Below are 25,220 nucleotides of genomic sequence, written 5' to 3'. Positions count from 1 at the left end.
CCGTCCGCCAGCGCCATCAGGCCGCGGAGGAACTCCGGGCGGCGGGCACCCACGACCACGGCCCGGTGCTCCAGGGCCGCCCGGGTGGTGGCCAGCGAGTAGCCGACATCCACCGGGCGCAGCCCGGCATCGGCCCGCACCCGGTCCGCCAGCCGGGCCGCCTGCGCCCGCACCGCCTCGATGCCGCGCCCCGACAGCACCCACGGCACCACCGGCAGCGAGGCCGTCGGGGACGCCGAATCGGAGTCCTGCGGCGGTTCCTGCGGAGCCTCCTCGATGATCACATGCGCGTTGGTCCCGCTGATCCCGAACGACGACACGCCGGCCCGGCGGGGGCGCTCGCCCCGCTCCCACGCGCGTGACGAGGTCAGCAGCTCCACCGCGCCGGCCGACCAGTCGACCTGCGTCGACGGCTCGTCCACGTGCAGCGTCGCGGGCATCACCCCCGCGCGCAGGCCCAGGACGACCTTCATCACCCCGGCCACCCCGGCCGCCGCCTGGGTGTGCCCCAGGTTGGACTTCACCGACCCCAGATAGAGCGGGGACCCCTCCGGCCGGTCCTGGCCGTAGGTGGCCAGCAGCGCCTGCGCCTCGATCGGATCACCCAGCGTGGTGCCGGTGCCGTGCCCCTCCACCAGGTCCACCTCGTGGCTGGTCAGTCCGGCGCCGGCCAGCGCCTGGCGGATCACGCGTTGCTGCGACGGGCCGTTCGGGGCGGTCAGGCCGCTGGACGCGCCGTCCTGGTTGACCGCCGAGCCCGCCACCACCGCCAGCACCCGGTGCCCGTTGCGGCGGGCGTCCGACAGCCGCTCCACCACCAGCACGCCCACGCCCTCGCCCCAGCCGGTGCCGTCCGCACCATCGGCGAAGGACTTGCAGCGCCCGTCACGGGCCAGGCCGCGCTGCTCACTGAAGTAGACGAACATGTCGGGGGTGGCCATCACCGTCACCCCGCCCACCAGCGCGAGGGAGCAGTCGCCGCGCCGCAGCGCCTGACCCGCCCAGTGCAGCGCCACCAGCGACGAGGAGCACGCCGTGTCCACCGTCACCGCCGGGCCCTCCAGGCCCAGCGTGTACGCCACCCGGCCCGACACCATCGAACCGAAGCTGCCGCTGCCGGGGTAGTCGTGGTACATCACGCCGGCGTACACGCCCGTGCGGCTGCCCTTCAGCGACGTCGGGTCGATGCCGGCCCGCTCCAGCGCCTCCCAGCAGGACTCCAGCAGCAGCCGCTGCTGCGGGTCGGTGTTCCGTGCCTCGCGCGGGGACATCCCGAAGAACGCGGGGTCGAAGTCTCCCGCGCCGTCGAGGAATCCGCCTTTCCGGGAGTAACTGGTCCCGGGCCGTTCGCCGGAGGGATCGACGACGCCGTCGATGTCCCAGCCGCGGTCCGCGGGGAATTCGGTGACGGCGTCGCGTCCTTCGGCCAGCAGCGCCCACAGATCCTCCGGTGAGCGGACCCCGCCCGGAAAACGGCACGCCATTCCGACAATCGCCAGCGGTTCGGTGTCGCGCAGCGTCGTGTCGCGAATCTGGCGCCGGGCTTCCCTGAGGTCTGTGGTCGCCCGCTTGAGATAGCTGAGAAGTTTTTCCTCATTGCTCGCGTTGCTCACGATCGACATTCCCCATGGATTTCCGGAGGGCCGGGCCGCCCTGCCGAGTGGACGCTACGACAGGTGGGTTTTCCCGCCCACCCCTAATCGGAGAGAAGTGCCCCTGATTTCCACGGCCGGGTAGCGGTGACCTCGTCACCGAGCCAGGAGGCGAGCCGAGGTGGTCCGGGCAGCGCCGCGTTCTCCTCACCGAGCCGCCGCGCCGCGGCGCCGAGCGCGGGGTCGGCCAGCAGCCGACCGAGCTGCCCGCCGAGGGCGTCCGGATCCCCGGTGTCGGCCGTGAGGGCGGCGCCATGCCTCTCCAGCAGCCGGGCGAGAGCGGTGCCGGACTCGGCGCCACCGAGGTCGAGCTGGGGCAGCCCAGCGGCGAGGGCGGCAGCGGCCGCGGCGGACGAGCCGTCGTGGACGACGGCGGCGCAGGTCGACAGCACGGTGCTGAGGGGCAGTTCGTCGACGAGCCGCAGGTTGTCGGGAACGGAGGCACCGGGCGGGATCCGGTCCTCGGCGAGCCGTGCGACGACCTCGGCGTCGAGCGCGGGCAGGGCCGCCAGCACCTGGGCGACGGGCGTCCTGCCGCCGTCGAGGACGAGGCAGACCCGGATCCGCTTCGGCGCTCTGCCCAGCCATGCGGGCAGGACCGCCGGTCCGTCGTACGGTACGTGCCGCAGCGGCCGGGTCGCGCTGTCGGCGACCGTCCGCAGCGACGGCGGCGTCGGATCGAGGACGAGGCCCGGCGCCGGGTGGCCGGCGCCGTCCTCGTACTCCTCGCCCGGCATCAGCAAGCGGGCGCCGGGGACGCCATGCTCGGCGGCGGCCGCGGCCGCCGCGGGGGCGCCGGAGTCCCAGACGAGCAGGTCGTGCCGCCACACGCCGAGGTACGCCGCGAGGTCCGCGGCGGCGTCCGGGCCGGCCAGGGCGCCGTCGGGGGCGGGCTCGTCGGGGCCTGCCTCGACCGCGACCAGTCCCGTCCGGTTGACGCGCGGCGCGAACCGCGGTGGGGCGGCGACCTGTACCTCGTGGCCGGCCGCGCGCAGCGCCCAGCCCAGCGGCACCATGTTGTGCAGCCGTTCCGGTGCGGCCGGGACGGCGAACAGGACGCGCATGGCGACCTCCAATCATCTCCAGCCGGGGCGGATCCCGCGGTGAGGGATCCGCCCCGGGCCGCGGGGTCAGCTCAGCCGGGCGAGCCAGTCCTCGATGGCCGCGGCGGTGGTGTCGGCCGTCTCGTCGACCATCATGAAGTGGTCGCCGGGCACGGTCCGGATGGTGTCGGCGTGCTGCCAGGTGGTCCGCCACTTCTCGTCGTCGGTGTCCTTGACGAAGGGGCTGTCGGCGCGCAGCAGCAGGCGCGGGACGGCGAGTTCGCCGGGCGCCAGGTCACGGGAGAGCTCCAGGTAGCGGGCCAGTGCGGTGAGCTTGTCGCCGCTGAGGGCGCCGTACTGGCTGTCGCGGCCGAGGAGGCCGACGGCCATCTCGCCCACGACCTCGCCGCCGGTCTCGGCGACGAGACCGTCCCCGGTCTCGGCGGCGGGCTCTCCGACCGCGTAGCTGTCGAGCAGGATGACGGCAGCGGCGGTCTGTCCGGAACGGGCCAGCCGGTCGGCGGTGGCGTAGGCGATGACACCGCCGAGGGAGTGGCCGAGCAGGACGAACGGGCGGCCGTCCGCGGCGCGCAGCACGCTCTTGGTGAGGACGTTGATGACGGCGTCGGCGGTCTCGGGGAGGCGTTCACCCTCGAGGAAGCCGGGCATGGACACCGCCGAGAACTGGCGTACGCCGCGGAACCGGGTGGCCAGGCGCGCGTACTGCACGGCTCCGCCGAAGCCCATGGGGGTGGCGAGGCAGATCAGCTGGGGTTCGGCGGGGCCGTCGGCGAGCCGCACCGCTTCGGGGATCCGTTCGATGTCGATCGAGGAGGTGAACGTGGGCCGCAGTTTGGCGGCCCAGCTCAGGACGCCGATGCTCTCGTGCACCTTTCCGATGCGCACCGCCTGCCGGAACAGTCCGGTGAGGCTGTCCGGGGCTTCCACGGCGTGCGGCGCGGGGGCGGCCTCGGTCGCCGCGTCGATCTGCTGCCGGAGGTGGGCGGCGAGGGCGACGGGGGTCTGGTGGTCGAACACGACGGTGAGTGCCAGTTGTGCGCCGGTGGCCTCGTTGAGGGCGTTGCGCAGTTCGACGGCCGTCAGCGAGTCGAAGCCGGCCTCCAGGAAGTCCCGTTCGGCATCCAGGGCCGCGCCGCTCGAGTAGCCGAGGAGGGCCGCGGCGTGGTCCAGGACGAGGTCGCGCAGGATCTGCTCCTGCTCGGCGGCGCTCCGGCCGACCAGCTGCCGGCGCAGCGCCGCCTCGCCGGAGGATCCGCTGCTCGCGGCGGTGCGGCGGGTGGTGGGGACCAGGCCGCGCAGCAGCGCGGGAACACTGCCGGGGGCCGCGCCCAGGTCGGTCAGGTCCAGCTTCACGGGCACGACGAGCGGTTCACCCAGAGTGCCCGCGAGGTCCAGGAGAGCCAGTCCCTCCTCGGCGGTGAGCGCCGGCATCACATCACCACGACCCCCCTCGGAGGCGGCCGGCCGGCTGCCGGTCATGCCGCCGGCCTGCTCCCACTGCCCCCACGCCAGGGACAGGGCGGGCAGCGACCGGGCGACGCGGTGAGCGGCCAGAGCGTCGAGATAGGCATTGGCCGCCGCGTAGTTGCCCTGACCCGCCGCACCGAACACACCGGCAGCGGAGGAGAACAGGACGAACGCGGCCAGCTCCTGGTCCGCCGTCAGCTCATGCAGATGCCACGCCGCATCGGCCTTCGCGGCCAGCACCCCGTCCAGCCGCTCCGGGGTCAGCGAGGAGATCACACCGTCGTCCAGGACACCCGCGGCGTGCACCACCGCGGACAGCGTGCGCCCGGCCAGCAACCCGGCCGCGGCCTCCCGGTCGGCCAGATCACAGGCCGCCACCTCCACCTCGGCGCCCAGGGCGGTGAGCTCGGCGGCCAGCTCGGCGGCACCCGCCGCCCGGCCGCCGCGGCGGCTGACGAGCAGCAGGTCGCGCACCCCGTGCCGCTCGACCAGATGCCGGGCCACGAGCCGGCCCAGAGCACCGGTGCCACCGGTCACCAGCACGGTGCCCTCCGTCGGCCAGCCGACGGACTCCACGCCAGGAGTGGGCGCGGCAGGCACCAGACGCGGCACGCGGACCGCCCCGTCACGGACCAGCAGCTCGGACTCGTCGGCGGCCAGCACCGCCGGCAGCAGCGCGGGCACCGCCTCGGGCGCGTCGGTGTCGATCAGCACGATCCGGCCGGGGTTCTCGGCCTGCGCGGAACGCACCAGCCCGTGAACGGCCGCCGCGGCCGGATCACTGACCACACAGCCCGGGGCGTGCACGGCACCGGACGTCACCACCACCAGACGGGAACCGGCGAACCGTTCGCCGGCCGACCAGGACTGCAGCACAGTCAGCGCCTCACCCGCGGCGGCCCGCGCCGCGGCGCCGTCGCTGCCGCCCGGCACGGTCAGCAGCACCGCGTCCGGGACCGGCCCGCCCGCCTCGAGGGCGCGCACGTCGGCGGACGTCACGGGGGCGGATGCCTCCGGCAGCGCCACCGGCGTCCACTCCACCCGGAACAGGGAACGGGAACCCGCCGCGGAGGCGGCCTCCGCCGCCGCGATCCCCTCCTGGGAGATCTGCCGGAACTGCAGGGCGGACACCACGGCCACCGGCTGCCCGTCGGTGTCGGCCAGCTCGATCCGCACCGCGCGGTCCCCGCCGCTCCCGCCCGCCGGGGCGATCCGCACCCGCAGCGCCGCGGCACCGGAGGCATACAACTCCACGCCCTGCCAGGCATACGGCAGGGAGGTGTCCTCACCCGGGTCGGCCAGCCCGGCGGCCAGCCCGCTGGCCTGCACGGCGGCGTCGACCACGGCCGGGTGCAGCCCGAACCCCTCGGCGGCGGACCGCTGATGATCGGGCAGCGCGACCTCCGCGAAGATCTCCTGCCCGCGCAGCCAGGCCGACCGCAGCCCCTGGAAGAACGGCCCGTACTCCAGTCCGCGGGCGGCCAGCTCCTCATACACACCGTCCAGCGCGAACGGCTCGGCACCGGCCGGCGGCCACACAACCGCCTCGAATCCCGGCTCCCCGGCGCCCTTGAGCAGTGTTCCGGTGGCGTGCCGGGTCCACGGGGCGGCACCGGTCAGCTCCTCGGGGCGGGAGTGGATACCCACCGAACGAGCACCCGACGCATCAGGCGTGCCCACGGTGACCTGGAGCTGCACGCCGCCGCGGGCGGGCAGGACCAGCGGGGCGTGCAGGGTCAGCTCCCCGATCCGGCCGCAGCCCACCTCGTCGCCGGCCCGCACCGCCAGCTCCACGAATCCGGTGCCGGGGAAGAACACCGAGCCGCCCACCCGGTGGTCGGCCAGCCAGCCGTGGGTGGCCAGCGAGAGCCGCCCGGAGAACACCAACCCGTCGGAATCGGCCAGCACCACCGCGGCACCCAACAGCGGATGGTCGACGGCGCCGAGGCCCATGGTGCCGGCATCACCATCACCGAGAGCGGCCTTCATGTCGACGTCCGGCCAGTAGCGCTGCCGGTGGAAGGCGTACGTCGGCAGCTCGACGAGCCGCGCGCCGGTCCCGGTGTACAGCCGCTGCGGGTCGAGGCCGCAGCCGTGTACGTACAGCAGTCCGGCGGCGGTGCGGGCGCTCTCGGTCTCCGTACGGCCCTTACGGCCCGTCGGCACGACGACGACGTCGCCGCTGCCGCCGTCGGCGCCCAGGGCGGCCTCGACGAGGCCCGACAGGACGGTGTCGGCGCCCAGTTCGACGAAGCGGTCCGCGCCGGACGCCGCCAGGGCCCGCAGGCCGTCGGCGAAGCGGACCGGGCGGCGGCAGTTGGCGACCCAGTAGTCGGGGCTGCCCATCGCGTCGGGTCCGGCGACGGCGCCGGTGACGCTGGAGACGACGGTGAGGCGGGCGGGCTGGAAGTCCAGCTCCTCGGCGATCTCGGCCAGTTCCTCCAGCATGCCGTCCACCAGCGGCGAGTGCATCGCCTGCCGGACGGCGAGCCGGTGGGTGCGGCGGCCCTCGGCGGCCAGCCGCTCCGCGGCCCGGGTGACGGCCTCGTCGGGGCCGGAGAGCACTACGGAGCGGGGCCCGTTGACGGCGGCGACGCTGACCTCGGGCGGCAGTCCCGCCGCGGCTTCCTCCTCGTCGGCCTCTACGGCGATCATGGTGCCGGACGGGCACTCCTGCATCAGCTGGCCGCGCCCGGCGGTGAGTTTGACGGCGTCGGGCAGCGACAGCACGCCGCTGACGTGGGCGACGGCGAGTTCGCCGACGGAGTGGCCGAGGACCAGGTCGGGCCGTACGCCCCAGGACTCCAGCAGGCGGAAGAGGCTGACCTGGTAGGTGAACAGCGCCGCCTGGGTGAACGCGGTGCGGCCGAGCAGCTGGGCGGCGGGAGTGCCTTCGACGGCGAACATCACCTCGCGCAGCGGCCGGTCGAGGTAGGGGTCGAACAGGGCGGTGATGTCGTCGAAGCACTGCGCGAACACCGGGTACGCGGCGTACAGTTCGCGGCCCATACCGGGGCGCTGGGAGCCCTGGCCGGGGAAGAGGAAGGCGGTGCGGCCGCCGGGCCGGGCGGTGCCGCGCACCACGCCGTCGGCGGGCCGGTCCTCGGCCAGCGCGGTGAGCGCCGCGAGGAGCTGCGCGCGGTCGGCGCCGGTGACGGCGGCGCGATGCCGGGCGGCGGTGCGGAAGCCGGCCAGGGAGCGGCCGACGTCCTGCGGGTGCAGTCCGGGCCGGTCCGTGAGGTGCGCGAGCAGCCGGGCGGCCTGCGCGGGCAGCGCCTCGGCGGTACGGGCGGACAGCAGCCACGGCGCGAGGGGGCCGGTGCGGCCGTCGCCGTCGGGCTCCGGCTCTTCCTGCTCGGTGGCCTCCGTCTGCTCGGGCTGCTCGATGATGACGTGGACATTGGTACCGCTCAGCCCGAAGGACGAGATTCCGGCGCGGCGCGGGTGGCCGTCGCTCTCCCACGGCACTGTCTCGCTCAGCAGCCGTACGCTGCCGGTGGACCAGTCGACGTGGGGGGTGGGCTCGTCGGCGTACCGGCTCATGGGCAGCCGACCGTGCTGGAGGGCCATGACCATCTTGATGACGCCCGCGACACCGGCGGCGGCCTGCGTGTGCCCGATGTTGGACTTGACCGAGCCGATCCACAGCGGCCGTCCCTCGGGTCGGCCCCGGCCGTAGGTGTTGAGCAGGGCGTGCGCCTCGATGGGGTCGCCCAGGGTGGTGCCGGTGCCGTGCGCCTCGACGGCGTCGACCTCGTCGGGACGCAGTCCGGCCACGGCCAGGGCGCGGCGGATCACGCGCTCCTGGGCGGGGCCGTTGGGCGCGGTGAGTCCGTTGGAGGCGCCGTCCTGGTTGACGGCGCTGGCCCGGACCACGGCGAGGACGGGGTGTCCGTTGCGGCGGGCGTCGGCGAGGCGTTCGACCACCAGGACGCCGACGCCCTCACCCCAGCCGACGCCGTCGGCGGCGGCCGAGAAGGACTTGCAGCGGCCGTCGGCGGCGGTGCCGCTGCTGTCGAAGTGGGCGAACGGCTCGGGGTCGACGAGCGCGGTGACGCCGCCGGCCAGTGCGAGGGAACAGTCGCCCTGGCGCAGTGCCTGGATCGCCCAGTGCAGGGCCACCAGTGACGACGAGCAGGCGGTGTCGACGCTGACGGCGGGACCTTCGAGGCCGAGGCTGTAGGCGATCCGGCCGGAGACGACGCTGCCGAGGCCGCCGGAGCCGCGGAACATGGCGTTCTGTTCGAGCGCGCCGAGGGGTCCCGGGTCGTAGTCGGACTGCATGACGCCCGCGAACACGCCGGTGGGGCTGCCCTCCAGGGAGGTCGGTTCGATGCCGGCGCGCTCCAGCGCCTCCCAGCAGGCTTCCATGAGCATCCGCTGTTGCGGGTCCATCATGATCGCCTCGTTCGGGCTGATCCCGAAGAACGCCGCGTCGAACTCGGTGGCGTCGTGGACGAATCCGCCCTCGGCCTTCTTACCGGCCGCGGCGAGCAGGCCGTTCCAGTAGTCGAGGTCCCAGGAGCGGTCCTCGGGGAACGCGGAGATGCCGTCGGCGCCGGTGGACACCAGCTGCCACAGGTCCTCCGGGGTGGCGACGCCGCCGGGATAGCGGCAGGCCATGCCGACGATCGCGATCTCGTCGGACGCCGGCGCGGCGGCCGGCGCCTGTTCGACGGGTGCGTCCGCGCCGCCGAGCAGCGTCTCCAGCAGGTGCTCGGCCAGTTCGGCCGGGGTGGGGTAGTCGTAGACGAGGGTGGGTGACAGATGCGTGCCGGTGGCCTCGTTGAGGGCGTTGCGCAGTTCGACGGCCGTCAGCGAGTCGAAGCCGAGGTCCTTGAAGGCCCGCTCGGTGTCGATGAGGTCGGGTGAGCGGTGGCCGAGGACGGCGGCCACGTGCGTACGGACCAGGGTGTGCAGTTCCGTGGCGCGCTCGGTGGCGGGCAGTCGCACCAGCCGGCTGACGAAGGTGTCGGCCCCGGAGCCCGCGGCGGCGGTGCGGCGGGTGGTGGGGACCAGGCCGCGCAGCAGCGCGGGAACACTGCCGGGGGCCGCGCCCAGGTCGGTCAGGTCCAGCTTCACGGGCACGACGAGCGGTTCACCCAGAGTGCCCGCGAGGTCCAGGAGAGCCAGTCCCTCCTCGGCGGTGAGCGCCGGCATCACATCACCACGACCCCCCTCGGAGGCGGCCGGCCGGCTGCCGGTCATGCCGCCGGCCTGCTCCCACTGCCCCCACGCCAGGGACAGGGCGGGCAGCGACCGGGCGACGCGGTGAGCGGCCAGAGCGTCGAGATAGGCATTGGCCGCCGCGTAGTTGCCCTGACCCGCCGCACCGAACACACCGGCAGCGGAGGAGAACAGGACGAACGCGGCCAGCTCCTGGTCCGCCGTCAGCTCATGCAGATGCCACGCCGCATCGGCCTTCGCGGCCAGCACCCCGTCCAGCCGCTCCGGGGTCAGCGAGGAGATCACACCGTCGTCCAGGACACCCGCGGCGTGCACCACCGCGGACAGCGTGCGCCCGGCCAGCAACCCGGCCGCGGCCTCCCGGTCGGCCAGATCACAGGCCGCCACCTCCACCTCGGCGCCCAGGGCGGTGAGCTCGGCGGCCAGCTCGGCGGCACCCGCCGCCCGGCCGCCGCGGCGGCTGACGAGCAGCAGGTCGCGCACCCCGTGCCGCTCGACCAGATGCCGGGCCACGAGCCGGCCCAGAGCACCGGTGCCACCGGTCACCAGCACGGTGCCCTCCGTCGGCCAGCCGACGGACTCCACGCCAGGAGTGGGCGCGGCAGGCACCAGACGCGGCACGCGGACCGCCCCGTCACGGACCAGCAGCTCGGACTCGTCGGCGGCCAGCACCGCCGGCAGCAGCGCGGGCACCGCCTCGGGCGCGTCGGTGTCGATCAGCACGATCCGGCCGGGGTTCTCGGCCTGCGCGGAACGCACCAGCCCGTGAACGGCCGCCGCGGCCGGATCACTGACCACACAGCCCGGGGCGTGCACGGCACCGGACGTCACCACCACCAGACGGGAACCGGCGAACCGTTCGCCGGCCGACCAGGACTGCAGCACAGTCAGCGCCTCACCCGCGGCGGCCCGCGCCGCGGCGCCGTCGCTGCCGCCCGGCACGGTCAGCAGCACCGCGTCCGGGACCGGCCCGCCCGCCTCGAGGGCGCGCACGTCGGCGGACGTCACGGGGGCGGATGCCTCCGGCAGCGCCACCGGCGTCCACTCCACCCGGAACAGGGAACGGGAACCCGCCGCGGAGGCGGCCTCCGCCGCCGCGATCCCCTCCTGGGAGATCTGCCGGAACTGCAGGGCGGACACCACGGCCACCGGCTGCCCGTCGGTGTCGGCCAGCTCGATCCGCACCGCGCGGTCCCCGCCGCTCCCGCCCGCCGGGGCGATCCGCACCCGCAGCGCCGCGGCACCGGAGGCATACAACTCCACGCCCTGCCAGGCATACGGCAGGGAGGTGTCCTCACCCGGGTCGGCCAGCCCGGCGGCCAGCCCGCTGGCCTGCACGGCGGCGTCGACCACGGCCGGGTGCAGCCCGAACCCCTCGGCGGCGGACCGCTGATGATCGGGCAGCGCGACCTCCGCGAAGATCTCCTGCCCGCGCAGCCAGGCCGACCGCAGCCCCTGGAAGAACGGCCCGTACTCCAGTCCGCGGGCGGCCAGCTCCTCATACACACCGTCCAGCGCGAACGGCTCGGCACCGGCCGGCGGCCACACAACCGCCTCGAATCCCGGCTCCCCGGCGCCCTTGAGCAGTGTTCCGGTGGCGTGCCGGGTCCACGGGGCGGCACCGGTCAGCTCCTCGGGGCGGGAGTGGATACCCACCGAACGAGCACCCGACGCATCAGGCGTGCCCACGGTGACCTGGAGCTGCACGCCGCCGCGGGCGGGCAGGACCAGCGGGGCGTGCAGGGTCAGCTCCCCGATCCGGCCGCAGCCCACCTCGTCGCCGGCCCGCACCGCCAGCTCCACGAATCCGGTGCCGGGGAAGAACACCGAGCCGCCCACCCGGTGGTCGGCCAGCCAGCCGTGGGTGGCCAGCGAGAGCCGCCCGGAGAACACCAACCCGTCGGAATCGGCCAGCACCACCGCGGCACCCAACAGCGGATGGTCGACGGCGCCGAGGCCCATGGTGCCGGCATCACCATCACCAGGCGCCGAGGCCAGCCAGTAGTCCTCGCGCTGGAAGGCGTACGTCGGCAGCTCGACGGGCGCGGCGCCGGCGCCGAGGAACGCCGACCAGTCGGGGCTGAGACCGCGGACGTGGAGCCGGGCGACGGCGTCGGTGATGGCGTACGGCTCGGGGAGGTCGGCGCGCAGCGTCGCGACGGCCGCCACGGCGGGGGTCTCCTCCGCGGTGAGGCAGGCGCGTGCGGCGGCGGTGAGGACGCCGTCGGGGCCGAGTTCGAGGAACCGGTTGGCGCCTTCGGCGCGCAGGGCCCGTATGCCGTCGTGGAAGCGGACGGTCTGCCGGACGTGGCCGACCCAGTAGTCGGGGGAGGCGAGTTCGGCGTCGGTGGCGGGGCGGCCGGTGACGGTGGAGACGAAGGGGATCTGCGCGGGCGCGTAGGAGATGCCGGCCGCGACGGCGCGGAACTCCTCCAGCATCGGCTCCATCAGGGACGAGTGGAAGGCGTGGCTGACCTTGAGCCGCTTGGTACGGCGTCCGAGCTCCGCCAGCTGCTCCACCACGGCCTCTACGGCCTGCGCCGCACCCGAGAGGACCACCGCCCGCGGACCGTTCACCGCGGCGATGTCCACGCCCGCCGCCAGCAGCGGACGGACCTCCTCCTCGGCCGCCTCGACGGCCACCATCACACCGCCCGCGGGCAGTGCCTGCATCAGCCGGCCCCGCGCCGCGATCAGCCGGGCGGCGTCGGGCAGGGACAGCACCCCGGCGGCGTGCGCGGCGGCGATCTCGCCGATGGAGTGCCCGGCCACGAAGTCCGGGCGGATGCCCCAGGACTCGAGCAGGCGGAAGAGGGCGACTTCGAGGGCGAAGAGCGCCGGCTGGGTGAACTCGGTCTGCTCCAGCGCCTGCCCGTCGCCGTCGACCACCTCGCGCAGCGGACGCGGCAGGTGACGGTCCAGCTCCGCGCACACCGTCTCGTACGCCTCGGCGAACACCGGGAACGTCGCGGCGAGTTCCTTGCCCATGCGCATCCGCTGGGAGCCCTGACCGGAGAACAGGAACGCGGTGGACGCCTCACCGCGCGCCAGTCCCGTCACCACACCGGGGCCGCTCTCGTCCGCCGCGAGCGCCCGCAGCCCGGCCAGCAGCCCGGCCCGGTCGGACGCGGTCACCGCGCCGCGGTACTCGAAGGCGGTCCGCGTGGATGCCAGCGACCGCGCCACCGCGACGACGTCCAGGGCGTCGTCGCCCTCGAACCGCTCCAGCAGCAGGCCCGCCTGCGCGCGCAGCGCCGCACGGCTGCGGCCCGCCACCACCCACGGCACCGTGACCGCGGCGGCAGCGGTGTCCGGCGCGGCCCCCTGCTCCGCAGGGGTGTCCGGCGCCTCCTCCAGGATCACGTGCGCGTTGGTGCCGCTCATGCCGAACGACGACACGCCGGCCCGGCGCGGCCGGTCGCCCGACGGCCAGGCGACGGCCTCGGTGAGCAGTTGGACGTCGCCGTCCGACCAGTCCACGTGCCGGGTCGGCCGGTCCACGTGCAGGGTCTGGGGCAGCAGCCCTGCCCGGAGCGCCATCACGGTCTTGATCACGCCGGCCACTCCGGCCGCGGCCTGGGTGTGGCCCAGGTTGGACTTCACCGACCCCAGGTACAGGGGCCTGCCTTCGAGCCGGTCCTGCCCGTACGTGGCCAGCAGCGCCTGCGCCTCGATCGGGTCGCCCAGCGTGGTGGCCGTACCGTGCGCCTCGACGGCGTCGATGTCGCGGGCGGTGAGCCGGGCGTTGGCCAGCGCGGCGCGGATGACCCGCTGCTGGGCGGGGCCGTTGGGCGCGGTGATGCCGTTGCTGGCGCCGTCCTGGTTGACGGCCGAGCCGCGGACGACCGCCAGGACGCGGTGGCCGTTGCGACGCGCGTCGGACAGCCGCTCCAGCAGCAGCATGCCGGCGCCCTCGGACCAGCCGGTCCCGTCGGCGGAGTCGGCGAAGGCGTGGCAGCGTCCGTCGCTGGCCATGGTGTTGTCGATGCTGAACTCGACGAAGGTGCGGGGCGTGGCCATCACGGAGACCCCGCCGGCCAGGGCCAGCGAGCACTCCCCCTGGCGCAGCGCCTGCACGGCCAGATGGAGCGTCACCAGCGACGAGGAGCAGGCGGTGTCGACGGTGACGGCCGGGCCCTCCAGCCCGAGGGTGTAGGCGACGCGGCCCGAGACCACTCCCGACGAGCCGTAGCTGCCGGGGTAGTTGTGGTACATCACGCCGGTGAACACGCCGGTCGGGGTGCCGGCCGCCGTGTGCGGCGGGATCCCGGCGCGCTCCAGCGCCTCCCAGGACGTTTCCAGCAGCAGCCGCTGCTGAGGGTCCATCAGCAGCGCCTCGCGCGGGCTGACGCCGAAGAAGTCGGCGTCGAACGCGGGGGCCTCGTGCAGGAATCCGCCCTCGCGCACATAGCTGCTGCCGGGGCGGGTGCCCGTCGGGTCGTACAGCCGCTCCAGGTCCCAGCCGCGGTCGGTGGGGAACGGTCCGACACCCTCGCCGCCGGACTCGACCATCCGCCACAGGTCCTCGGGCGAGGCGACGTCGCCGGGGAACCGGCAGGCCATGCCGACGATCGCGATCGGTTCCCGCGCCGCCTCGGTGAGCTTCCTGTTCTGCTCCCGCAGGCGCCCGGTTTCCTTGAGTGACGCGCGGAGGGCGTCAAGTACCTTGTCCTCGGACTGCTTCATCAGGCCCTCACTCGTCTCCCGCGTCGCGCATCCTGGGAGTTCCGGATCGTCGAATGTCGGAACGGCAGTCGGAACTGGTCCCGGACATCCGGGAACGGGCGTACGCGCGTCACGCGTCCGCCGGTTCGCTTTTCGCCAATTCGCCTACTGCCGGTCGACGCCACTATAGGAGGGGGCGAATGCCCCTCCCGACCCCTAAAAAGGCGCGGACACCCCCTGAACCCGCTTACTCCTGGCGGGAAATGAGGGTTTCTCCGATGAGGCGGGTGACTTCCGCGCGGTGCTCGTCGATGAAGAAATGGCCGCCGGAGAACGTCCGCAGTTCGAAATCGCCGGTGGTGTGCGCCTGCCAGGCGCCCGCTTCCTCGGCGTCCACCTGCGGGTCGGAGCGCCCCGTCAGCACCGTCACCGAGCAGGCGAGCGGCGGCGCCGGCAGATGGCGGTACGTCTCGATGGCCCGGTAGTCGCTGCGCAGCACCGGCAGCACGCTGGCCAGCAGCTCCGGCTCGGCCAGCACCCGCGGGTCGGTGCCGCCGACCTTGGTCAGCTCGGCCAGCAGACCGGCGTCGTCGCGCTGGTGCACCCACTCGTCGCGGGCCTGGGACGGCGCCCTGCGCCCGGAGACGATCAGCCGTACGGGTACGGGCTGCCCGCGCTCGGCGCACAGCCGCGCCACCTCGTAGGCGACGACGGCGCCCATGCTGTGGCCGAAGAACGCGTACGGCCCGGTCAGCGACGGCGCGAGCGCCGTGTGGATCGTCTCGGCGAGGAGGTGGATGTCCTCGACACACGCCTCGCGGCGGCGCTCCTGGCGGCCGGGGTACTGCACGGCCAGCACCTCGACGTCGGGGGCCAGCGCGCGCGACAGCTGGAAGAAGTAGCTCGCCCCGCCGCCCGCGTACGGAAAGCAGACCAGCCGCGTCGCCCCGGCCCGGGGTTCGTGATAACGCCGGATCCACAGGTCGGGATCGGCATTCAGCGACGTCATCTTCTCCCCTTGCCGCCTGACAGGTCCTCTGGCCCGTCGACTGTAGGGCGCCACAGATCCCCGGCAGTACCCCTAAACCGCCCCCTACCGGCTGCCCCGGACACCGCCGCCGCGCCTGGCTTGATCTTTGACCTGTGCGGCGGGGCCGTGGGGTGGTCGACTTCTTCGCTCGTCGTTTCGCTGACTGCGTCGTGCGGGGTGTGCACGTCGTGGCGTGGGGTGAGCCGGGTGTTCTTGCGGCCTGGAGGTCGTCCGGGGCCGGGGCGGGAGGGTTTCGGTGCCTGGGCCGGGCAGGCGGCCTCGGGCGGATGTGCCGAAAGTCGCGGCGGACCCGGGCGGGGTGAGCCTGTCCGGGGAAACCGGCCTTTCCCATGGCCGGCGTCGGCCTGCTGCCAGCGGGCGGGCGAGCCGCAGTGGGGTGTGGGCGGCCAGGACCAGCCGTCCGTCGGCGGCCCGCGGCCAGGGCCCGCCGCAGCCGGCCGGTGTCGACCTGGCCACGGGCCACCGCTGCCCCGAGCACACGCTGACCCGCAACTGCTTCGCCACCACCGCGTTGTCCTGTCCGGCGGCGGACATCCCGGCCGCCTCCATACGGATGCACTCGCGAAATGCCCGCCGTCCGGCGGTCAGGCCACCGCCTTGCGGACACCTCATGATTCGGGCGTACCACGACGCCATCACATGTCAGTCCTTCCCGCCATCACGCCCACAAATTCAGTAACCCCAGAAACATCGACTTGGCCGACCTTGCGCTGGTCCTAGTCGATGCTGAACGCCCGCTGGGAGAGATCCGGTCCGGTGTCGTCCTGCTTGCCGTGGTGGGGATCCAGGCCGACCGGCCCGAGGAGCGTGATGCCGTGCTCGTCGCGTGCGGTGAGGATGTGGGCGGCAGTGACGTAGCCTGCGTCCCCCACGTGCTCACCCGGCATCAACCGGCGTTCGTCCAGGTTCCGGTGGACAGTCCCGGTCATTTCGGCGGCGTCGACGGCGGCGTCCGTGGTCTCCACGTTCGTGATCACATGGGGTGCACCGGCTCACATGTCTCGGTCAGGTAGGTCTTGTAGCCGCACCAGCCCGAGCCCCGCTTCATGCCGTAGCGTGCGTCGAGGTCGTAGGGCGAGGACAGCCTGCGTCTGGCCGGCGGGAGGTCCTTCGCCTCCCGCCGGCGCGCCCCCTCACCGCCGCGGTGGTACTGCTCCATCCAGGCCCGGCGCAGGATCTCGACGGCGGGAATCTGCCGAAGCCGGCCCGGGGCGGCGGGGCTGGAGACGGCCTCCAGAACGGTGAAGCCGTCCCGGCCGACCTGCTCAGCCCACTTCTGGTGCACGTTCTCCCCCTTGGGGAAGCGGTAGGAGTCGATCCGGGCACCGTAGCGCTCGGCCCAGCCGGCCGTGACCTGGCCTGCCGGCCACTGCGGGGCCGCCGCGGCCAGGGCCTCCAGTGCCGCACGCAGGGTCTCGCCGACGAACTCCATCCGGTTCAGCACCCGCACCGCCGCCAGAACCTGGGTGGAGTCCGTCCGCTGTCGACCGCCCGGCCACAGCAGCCCCAGACCACAGCTCCGCTCCAGGACCAGGTCCAGGGCCCTCTCCTCCAGGCCGTGCTCGATCAGCCGGGCGGGGAAGTCGCCAAGGACCGTGAAGTCGAACCCCGGATCGTCCAGTTCCAGACCCAGCGAGAACTTCCAGTCCATCCGGGCCCGCATCTGCTCAACGGCCTGCCGGTCACTGCAGACGGCAAAGAATAGGGGTGGGCAAGGGTGGGAACAGCAGGCCCGCAACGGCAGTCTGGCGACTGTCGGTTGTGGGCTCGCTGAAAGGGTTTCGCCACTCATGGCAACAGGTCAGAGCAGTATCGTCGAGTACTCCCTGCCCGACGGGCGAAAGGTCAACTGCACCAACCGGTTCACCGCCTCGGTGGTGTGCCGGGAGTTCGCGGAAGGCTCCTACGCGGATTGTGTCTCACGCCTCCGGCCGGGCGACACCGTCATCGACGTCGGCGCGCACGTGGGTCTGATCTCGCTGCTGCTGGCGAAAGAGGTCAGCGACCTGCGCGTCATCGCGTGCGAACCCGCCCCGCCGAGCTTCGAATGTCTGACGACCAACTTCGCGAGACACCTCCCGCGAGGTACCGCGGTCAACGTGGCGGTCGGATCCGAGTCGCGCGACGCGACGCTCACGTACTACCCGTACAGCGAGGTGATGTCCACGGTCTTCGTCGACGAGGACGACGACCGCCGGACACTGGAGGCCGGGCTCACGAGCGCCGGTGTCAAGAGCCAGGCCGAGCGGGACGGTTTCATCTCGCTCTGCCGTTCCGACGCCATCGAGTTCCCGGTACGGATGGTCACACTGACGGATCTGTTCGATGAGTACGGGGTGAGTGACGTAGGGCTGCTCAAGGTCGATGTCGAGCGCGCGGAGCTGGAGGTGCTGCGCGGTATCGACGACAAGTACTGGCCGTCCATCCGTACCGTCGCCGCCGAGGTCCACAACATCGACGGACGACTCGAAGCGACCGCTTCCCTGTTGAAGGAGAAGGGTTTCCGTCTGCACAACATGAGTGAGGAACTCTACGCGAACACCAGCCTGCACATGATCACCGCGAGCCGTGTGGACTAGCGTCGGCCGCTGTGATCGAGCAGATACTGCCGCCGCCCGCGACGGCGGCCGAGTCGTTCGGGTACCCGGCCGGGATGCGGTTGCTGCCGGAGGAGGAGCCGCTCGTCACGGCGGCGGTGGAGAAGCGCGGGCGCGAGTTCACGGCCGTACGGCACTGCGCCCGCCAGGCCCTGCGCGAGCTGGGCGTGGCGCCGGGGCCGATCCTCACCGACCGGGCCGGCGCGCCCGTCCGGCCGGCCGGCGTGGTGGGCAGCATGACGCACGGTGAGGGCTACTGCGCGGCGGTCCTGGCGCGCCTGCAGGGCCCCGCCCGCATCCTGCTCGCCGCGGCGGTCAGCACGCCTCGGTGCGCTGTACACGTCCCTCCGCCAGCGGCCCCTCGTACGCGACGAGCCGCTCGGGCAGATCGGTGCGCCGTTTGACGTCCAGTTTGCGGTAGACCCGGGTCAGGTGCTGCTCGACCGTGCTCACGGTGATGAAGAGCTTGGTGGAGATCTGCCGGTTGGTGCACCCTTGCGCGGCCAGCACCGCGACCCGTCGCTCCGCCTCGCTGAGGACCTCGTCGTCCGTCTCCCGCGGCTCCTCCACCGTACGCTCCGGCTCCTTCGACGCCGGCTCGGCGGCCGGTTCGCGGCGGACCGGGGGCTGCCTCACCGCGGATACGCCGGTGTCCCGGGTGAGCTGGTGGGCGCGTCGTACGAACAGCCGGGCGCGGGCGGAGTCGCCGGCGTGCTGGAGCATCTGGCTGGTGTCGTGGAGCGCCCGGGCCAGTTCCGGCCGGTCGCCGCAGCCCTGGAGCAGGTTGACCGCCTCGGCGAGCATCTTGCGCCGGTGGTCGGCGCCGACGGTGGCGGCCAGCAGGCGCAGCGCGCGGCCGCGGGTGCGGTCGTCGACACCGGACGGACGGCTCAGCTGCTCCTGGAGGAGCTGGGCGGCGTGGGTGCGGTCGCCCATGTCGAGCTGGACGCGGGCCAGCTCCAGCCGCCACGGCGCAAGACCGGCGACGTCAATGTTCCAGGACCTCAGCAGCTCGCCGCAGCGCCGCAGATCGGCGATGGCGGAGGCCGGCCGGCCCGCGGCGTGGTGGTGCCGTCCGCGGGCGGCCAGGTAGTGCACGCCGAGCGGGGTGTGGAAGGTGCCCGCCGGGACGGGGTGGGCCAGCCAGCGGTCGGCGTCGGCGAACCGGCCCGCCTCGGTGGCGCAGCCGACGAGGGTGCCGAGCGGTCCGCCGACGGCCACCGCCCACGCCTGCTCGGGGATGTCCTCCAGCGCTGCCCGGGCCTGCTGTTCGGCGGCGGTCAGGTCGCCCAAGCGCAGCGCCGCCTCGGCGCGGACCGCGCGGACGATGGCGCGCAGCGTCGGCGCGTGGCGTACCGCGGGCCGCGCCAGGAGCGTGTCGCCCCAGACCGCGGCCCGGGCGGCAAAGCCCGACCAGAGCAGGGCCAGCAGCGGCGCGGTCAGCAGGCCGAGCGCGCCGTCGTCGGCGTGGTGCCGCTGGAGCAGCTGCTCGGCGGCGGCCCGCACGTCGTTGTCGGGCGCCGGTGCCAGCGCGGCGTCCAGGACGGACACGGCTTGCAGGGTCGGCCGCACCGCGTCGGGCGCAATCGCCTCGCGGCTTGGGGTGTCGGCCGCCTCGCGGACCAGGTCGGCCTGGGCGGGGTGGGACAGCGCGAGCAGCAGCCGCATCGCCCGCGACCGCCCCGTGTCCGCTCCGTAGAAGTCGTCGAAGGTGCTGGCGGCCACCTTCACCGCCTCGTCCGCCCGGCCCTGCCAGAGCAGGTACGGCACGGCGGACAGGGCGGCGTCCGTCGACCAGCCGCTGGTGCGGGCGGCCTCCACCAGCTCGCTCAGATGGCCGTTGACGGACAGCGGGTTGATCTGCCAGCGGGCGCTGACCAGCATGGCGGTGGCCTCGATGCGCCGGTCGGGGGTGCCCTCGACGCGGGTGACGAGCCGCAGGAACGTCGCCGCCATGTCGGGGCGGCCCGTGAAGAGCGCGTTGTCGGCGGCCTCCTGGAGCACCGGCACCACCCAGGGGGCGTCCGTCCAGGCGGCGGCGACCAGGTGCCGGGCGACCTCGCCGGCCTCCGCGCCGTGTTCGTGCAGCACCTCGGCGGCCCGCTGGTGCAGCCGCCGCCGCTCCTCGGCGGACATGTCGGCGAGGATCGAGTGCAGGATCCGGGGATGGCGCAGCCGGCCGGACTCGGTCAGGCCGACACCGCACAGCACCCGCAGGGCGGGCACGGTGGAGTCCGGCGGTACGTCGAGGAGCTGGCCGAGCAGTTCCGCCGGCACCGCCCGGTTGAGCACCGCGAGCGCCTGCGCGGCCCGGCGCACACCCGGCTCGTGCCGGTACAGGCAGCGCAGCACCGCCTGGTCGAAGGCGTCGCCGGCGGCCGGGCCGCGGCCGCCGGCGCGCTCGTCGATGAGGGAGCGGACCAGGAGCGGGTTGCCGCCGGTGATGCTGTGGAACCGGTCGGCGGCCTCCCGGGTCACCGTCTCGGTCTCGCCGCCGGCGTCGCGGTCGACGAGGCAGGCGACGGCGTCGGCGGTGAGCGGGGGCAGGGTGAAGCGGGAGAGGCAGGGCTGGCTGAGCAGTTCGGCGCGGAAGAGGGGGTGGGTGGGGCGCAGCATGGACGCCTCGGCCAGCACGATCATGATGCGGGCGCGCCGCAGCCGCCGGATCACGTACAGCAGGCACTGCCACGACGCGGCGTCGGTGTGGTGGACGTCGTCCACGGCGATGACCAGGGGGCCCGCGTCCGCGAGATCCACCAGCGAGGTGTAGATGCCGTGCAGGGCCTTCGCCCAGAAGGCGCTGCCCGTGAAGGGCTCCTCGGGTCTTTCGGGGGCCTCGGAGAGGCCGTCGAAGGCGCTGCGCAGCAGCTCGTCGATCCGGGCGGCGGCCGCGGGCTCCAGCAGGGCGCTGTGGAACAGCTGCCCGATCACCCCGAGGGGCAGTCCGTTCTCCGCGGTCGACCCGGTGGCCCGCAGCATCCGGCCGCCGGCGCCGACGGCCCAGGTGCCGAAGGCTTCCAGCAACTGGGTCTTGCCGCTGCCCACGGTTCCGGTGACGAGCGCCACATGTCCGCGTTCCCGCTCCTGGCAGGCGCAAAACGCCTCCTGGAGCCCTGTCAGCTGTTCTTCTCGCTGTACCAACACCGCGCGCATCAGCCTCTCTGCCTGCGATGCCGGCAGCGGGATCCCCGTCGCGCCATCGCCCCCGCCAAACAGTTTCGACCTCACCGACCGGAGCAGGACTGGAGGGCAACCGAAACCGGGCGGCCGCGGCCGCGTGCGTGTGACCTCCGGGCTTCCTCAGTCGAACTGAGTCTCCCACCAGGAGAAGTTGTGCCACAACGTTCTCGGGACCTCACCAGTTTCTTCACTACTATTGAAAATAGTACGGGCGTTAGGGGTTGCGGGTCTCGCCTCTGGTGCGGTAATGGCGCTTGTCCTGAGGTGGGCGGTTTTCAGAAGCTGCGCCCGCGTCGTTTGCGGTGGCCGGTGCGGGCTTGGTGTGGCCGTCGCCGGCGCCGGGTGGACCGGTGCGGGATTATGGCCGGTGAGGCGGGCGCTCAGAGGCCCGGTCCCGGCAGGGCCGGGGTGGACGGGCGAGGGGATCCGTTTTCGCTCTCTTCGCATCCGGACGGCGGGCGCGCGGGGCCGGCACCAGTCGTCGCGGCCCGGGAACGGGTCGGGGCACAGCAGGATCTCGTCGGTGCAGACGACGCCAGCCTTCTCGGCGCGCGCCAGCGCCTGCTGCTTGGTGTGCGTGCCGGCCGGCCGGCTGTAGTCGTATCCGACGAACAGTGGCGCGATCAGGACGGGTTCGCCGCCGGCCTCCCACACCGGGTACGGGCCCTTGGGCTCGACGGCGATGCCGCCGGGCGGCTCCTTCTGCCGGTCCCCTTTTTCGACGCCCCGGCGGCGTGCTGGTGAGCCCGGCAGACGGTGGAGTCGACGTTCACGTCCCGGGTGATCAGGCCCTTCGCGTCCGCCTCGGCCTGCAGCCGGGTGACGATCCGGGCCCAGGTGCCATCGCGCTGCCAGCGCCGGAACAGGTCATAGGCCCGGCCCCAGGGACCGTAGCGTTCCGGCACCTCGCGCCAGGGAGCACCGGTCCGGGTCCGCCACCGTATGCCGTCTGTCAGCTGCCGCCGCGTCCACACCGGCGGACGGCCCGGCTTGATGCCCTTCGGCAGCAACGGCTCCAGCCGAGCCCACTGGCCGTTCGCCGGATCCCCACGTCCCACAAAGCGTGATCCTCCACGACCAAGATCCACTTTCGCAACAGGCCCTGGTCGCCCTCGTTCCCGAGGCGGAGCTGCTGGACGAGGGCGCGGTTCTCGGCGTACACGACGCACAGGTCGTTGATCGCGAGTACCTGAAGGTGCACCTGACACCACCCCGGCACCGCAGGCACAGAAGAAGCGGGCCGCGCTGAGCGGCTGCCCCTCCCGTGCACGGTGCGCGGTCCGGTCAGGCAGTCAGTGCCACCGCCTCCACTGCCGGGGCGCGCAGGGTCCGGCGGGCCGTGGCCAGACTGGTGGCCAAGGTGGCCACGACGGCGACCGCCACGACGCCCAGCCAGACGCCCAGTACCTGGTCGGGCAGGACCTCGTCGGCGCGTACCAAGCTGAACGGCAGGATTCCGGTGAGGGCGGCGGCGGTGCCGAGGAACACTCCGGCCACGGTGAGCACGAGTGCCTCCACACCGACCATGCCCAGCACCTGCCCTGGCGTCGCTCCGACCAGGCGCTGCTGGCCGAACTCCTGGCGGCGGTAGGAGGTGGCGGCGTACAGACTGTTGATCAGCATGATGCAGGAGAACACCACGATGATGCCGACCACCGTAAGATTGATGGCCTCCAAGTTCTTGTTCGCGACAGACTTGGTGAGCCCCGAGGCCTTGACCATGTCGTTCTCGACGGACTGCATGGTGAGCGTCGCGGTCGCCAGACCGGTGAAGAGGACCAACGGCATCAACATGCCGGCCAACTGCGCCGCCCGCTGCCGCATGTTGTGCACGGCCAGCCGGCCATTCACCCCGAACAGCGCGGTCAGCGGCCGCCGCAGCCAGCCGAGGAAGACCCGCAGCAGCACCGGCGAGAAGAGGGCCAAGCCCACGGCGACCACGATCGAGCCGTACGCCGGGGCCCCCATCAGCGCGGGGTCCGTGGCGTCGAAGGCAAACGTGGCGCACACCGTCGCCGCACCGACGACGAGCGCGGCCGCTCCGGTGAACGTCCGTCCCCGCCCGGTGGACCGGTTGGCCCCCGCGGCGGCCCTCGTCGCCCGGCGCACCGCGAGGAACGCGGCGCCCATCGAAGCCAGCAGGGTGACGCCGAACCCCGCCGTCAGCGCAATGGCGCCGAACGCGTGGTCCACGTCCGGTGAGGCCTGCCCGCTGTCCTGGAAGGCTTCGAGCAGGGCCCGCCCACCGAACATCGCGGGCACGATCGCCAGCAGCACCCCGACCAGGGCCACCGCCACCGCCTCGCCCAGGACCATCCGCTTGATCTGCGCCGGGGTGGCGCCGGTGTTCCTGAGCAGGGCGATCTCCTCGTCGCGCTGCCGTACGTTCACTGTGAGCGTGGAGGCAACAGAGAAGAACACCAGCAGAGTGCCGTAGCCGCCCACGATGCTCGCGGCGACGCCGAGGAACTCGGCGGTGACGTCGTCGACACCCGAAGCGCCCGCGGTGTCATGCATCGAGTTGAACACCATGATGATCGTGGCGCCCAGGAACGAGGCCAGCAGCGTGGCGAGGAAGCGTCCGGGCCGGTACCGGATGGAACGCATGGCCAGGAAGAGCACGACTCACACCTCCAACTCGGCGTCGGCGTCCACATGGTCGCCCAGGTGCGCGAGCCGCTCGGCGACGGCATCGACGGTCGGCGCGGTCATGTGCCCTGCCAGACGGCCGTCCGCGAGGAACAACACGGAGTCGGCGTACGAGGCCGCCACCGGGTCGTGCGTCACCATGACGACGGTCCGGCCGTGCAGCCGGACGGCCTCCTGCAGCAGCCGCAGCACGTCCCGTGCGCTGCCGGTGTCGAGAGCCCCGGTCGGCTCGTCCGCGAAGACCACACTGGGTTCGGTGACCAGCGCGCGGGCGATGGCGACGCGCTGACGCTGGCCACCGGAGAGCTGGTCCGGGAGGTGGTCGAGACGGTCGCCGAGACCGACCTGGGCGAGAATCTCCCGGGCCCGGTCTCGATCGACGCGCCGCTTGGCCAGCCTCAGCGGCAGCACGGTGTTCTGGGCCACGGTAAGGGTGGGCAGCAGGTTGTACTGCTGGAAGATGAAACCGATGTGCTGGCGCCGAAACTTCGTGAGTGCTGTCTCGCTGCTCCCCGTCATCTCCTCGCCATCCACTACGACCAGCCCGCTGTCCGGCCGGTCCAGCCCTGCCGCGCACTGCAGAAGGGTGGACTTGCCGGACCCGGACGGCCCCATGACGGCGGTGAAACTCCCCGACGGCAGGCTCAGACTCACCCCGTCCAGCGCGGTCACCGCCGCCTCCGCAGTGCCGTAGACCTTGCGCACCCCCTCCAAGCGAAGGGCCTCGGCGCTCCGGGCAGGCTCGGACATGCTTGTACTATGAGACATCGTCAATCTTCTCCCTCCGTCGTGGGCACTTGCTGCGCCATGCCCACGACGCTATGGCTGGCGACCCGTCGGCACACTGGATGCACCACCCGAGCAGAGGATGGTGCCAGGTGCACCTTGTGGGCTAGGAGTTTTAGCGTAATCAAGGGATCCACTGAGGACTGTTCCAGGGTCAGATTACTGGTCTCTGGATTCCCTTGCGCAGAGAGTGTCATGAATCAGGTTCTGTTTCACAGCCGGTGGTGATGCTGCGTCCTTGCTACAGGAGGAGGATGCGGTGGCGGAGGAGGTCGAATCCGGCATGGCCATGCATTTGACGCACCATCTTCTTGCTGTAGATGTTGACATCTTCGATGTTGTGAGGTTCGGCCGCGATGTCGCTGAGATGTTCGGCTTTGTGCATCGATGATGTCTAGGTGAATTGGTACTACCCAAAGGCGGTTACTGAGCTTGAACTCGTGATATCGCTGCTGGTTATCGGGGGGCGATCGTCAACCCCGTCTCTGTGAGGCAGCCGTCTATGAGGTGGCTGCGGTACTGGATATGGCGGAGGCCACTTCGTATGCGCTGCATGAGGTGCTCCGGGGTGGTGAACGCGACGTTGGAGAGCAGTTGCGCCCTGGGAAGTGGTGTACGGGTTCCCAGGACGCAACCTCGGCCCCCGTCCGGCGCCGGGTCGGCCGGTCCGGGCAGCCCGCCGGGACCGGCTTCCGGGACCGGCTTCCGGGACCGGGTGTTCGAGGGTCGACTCGGCGCTCTCGCCGAGAAAGCCGCCCGACTGGTGCTGCCACAGCTTGGCGTAGGCACCGTTCGCCGCGAGCAACTCCTCGTGGGTGCCCTGCTCGACGACGCTTCCGCAGTCGGAAGTTTCCCGTCAGGGGAGGTTCCCGGTCCAGGCATTTACCGCGGACTGGCGAGAACCGGACACCGCTGCGTTCGG

At 72.9% G+C, this 25,220-nt stretch carries 12 protein-coding genes and 4 pseudogenes; 3 read left to right on the top strand and 13 right to left on the bottom strand.

Annotated elements, in window-relative coordinates; genetic code table 11:
- The 7 genes and pseudogenes from JL475_RS28690 to JL475_RS28665 all read right to left on the bottom strand — a co-directional run.
- On the bottom strand, positions 1-1,622 hold a 1,622-nt coding region (locus JL475_RS28690; RefSeq protein WP_202280871.1), incomplete at its 3' end, for a type I polyketide synthase.
- A gap of 74 nt (positions 1,623-1,696) precedes the next feature.
- Positions 1,697-2,716 (bottom strand): nucleotide disphospho-sugar-binding domain-containing protein, encoded by a 1,020-nt coding sequence (locus JL475_RS28685; RefSeq protein ID WP_202280870.1) that lies wholly within the window; start codon positions 2,714-2,716, stop codon positions 1,697-1,699.
- Between the two features lie 66 nt (positions 2,717-2,782).
- Positions 2,783-14,056, bottom strand: a complete 11,274-nt coding sequence (locus JL475_RS28680; RefSeq protein WP_202280869.1) for a type I polyketide synthase — start codon at positions 14,054-14,056, stop codon at positions 2,783-2,785.
- 226 nt (positions 14,057-14,282) lie between these two features.
- On the bottom strand, positions 14,283-15,044 hold the full coding sequence (locus JL475_RS28675) for a thioesterase II family protein (protein ID WP_202280868.1): 762 nt from the start codon (positions 15,042-15,044) through the stop codon (positions 14,283-14,285).
- Between the two features lie 130 nt (positions 15,045-15,174).
- Positions 15,175-15,482 (bottom strand): annotated as a pseudogene (locus JL475_RS40395) (transposase); the annotation flags it as partial.
- A gap of 320 nt (positions 15,483-15,802) precedes the next feature.
- Entirely contained in the window at positions 15,803-16,051 is a 249-nt protein-coding gene (locus JL475_RS28670) for a hypothetical protein (protein WP_202280867.1), read from the bottom strand.
- A gap of 8 nt (positions 16,052-16,059) precedes the next feature.
- Positions 16,060-16,737 (bottom strand): hypothetical protein, encoded by a 678-nt coding sequence (locus JL475_RS28665; protein WP_237408557.1) that lies wholly within the window; start codon positions 16,735-16,737, stop codon positions 16,060-16,062.
- A 139-nt stretch (positions 16,738-16,876) separates the two neighbouring features.
- Here JL475_RS28665 and JL475_RS28660 point away from each other — a divergent pair, with 139 nt between their 5' ends.
- Both JL475_RS28660 and JL475_RS28655 read left to right on the top strand, forming a co-directional pair.
- Entirely contained in the window at positions 16,877-17,665 is a 789-nt protein-coding gene (locus tag JL475_RS28660) for an FkbM family methyltransferase (RefSeq protein ID WP_202280865.1), read from the top strand.
- An 11-nt stretch (positions 17,666-17,676) separates the two neighbouring features.
- Positions 17,677-18,087, top strand: coding sequence for a hypothetical protein (locus JL475_RS28655; RefSeq protein ID WP_202280864.1), 411 nt, complete (start codon positions 17,677-17,679; stop codon positions 18,085-18,087).
- Here the strand turns inward: JL475_RS28655 and JL475_RS28650 are convergent.
- The 4 genes and pseudogenes from JL475_RS28650 to JL475_RS28635 all read right to left on the bottom strand — a co-directional run bounded on the left by JL475_RS28650 (position 17,999) and on the right by JL475_RS28635 (position 24,262).
- On the bottom strand, positions 17,999-20,827 hold the full coding sequence (locus JL475_RS28650) for an AAA family ATPase (protein ID WP_307825187.1): 2,829 nt from the start codon (positions 20,825-20,827) through the stop codon (positions 17,999-18,001). The two genes, JL475_RS28655 and JL475_RS28650, sit on opposite strands and share 89 nt — an antisense overlap.
- 498 nt (positions 20,828-21,325) lie before the next feature.
- Positions 21,326-21,921 (bottom strand): annotated as a pseudogene (locus tag JL475_RS40390) (transposase); the annotation flags it as partial.
- Positions 21,922-22,147: 226 nt separating this feature from the next.
- Entirely contained in the window at positions 22,148-23,485 is a 1,338-nt protein-coding gene (locus tag JL475_RS28640) for an ABC transporter permease (protein WP_202280862.1), read from the bottom strand.
- A 3-nt stretch (positions 23,486-23,488) separates the two neighbouring features.
- On the bottom strand, positions 23,489-24,262 hold the full coding sequence (locus JL475_RS28635) for an ABC transporter ATP-binding protein (RefSeq protein WP_237408556.1): 774 nt from the start codon (positions 24,260-24,262) through the stop codon (positions 23,489-23,491).
- Positions 24,263-24,557: 295 nt separating this feature from the next.
- Here JL475_RS28635 and JL475_RS41310 point away from each other — a divergent pair, with 295 nt between their 5' ends.
- The gene (locus JL475_RS41310) at positions 24,558-24,689 is read left to right on the top strand and encodes a hypothetical protein (RefSeq protein ID WP_272932987.1); all 132 of its coding nucleotides are present in this window, start codon (positions 24,558-24,560) and stop codon (positions 24,687-24,689) included.
- Positions 24,690-24,754: 65 nt separating this feature from the next.
- Here the strand turns inward: JL475_RS41310 and JL475_RS40385 are convergent.
- Positions 24,755-24,889: pseudogene (locus tag JL475_RS40385) on the bottom strand (IS630 family transposase); the annotation flags it as partial.
- Positions 24,890-24,940: 51 nt separating this feature from the next.
- Positions 24,941-25,142: pseudogene (locus tag JL475_RS41305) on the bottom strand (ABC transporter ATP-binding protein); the annotation flags it as partial.
- Positions 25,143-25,220 lie beyond the last annotated feature (78 nt).

Source organism: Streptomyces sp. M2CJ-2, assembly GCF_016757295.1.
GTDB lineage: Bacteria > Actinomycetota > Actinomycetes > Streptomycetales > Streptomycetaceae > Streptomyces.
This window is presented reverse-complemented; position numbering and strand designations above follow the sequence as displayed.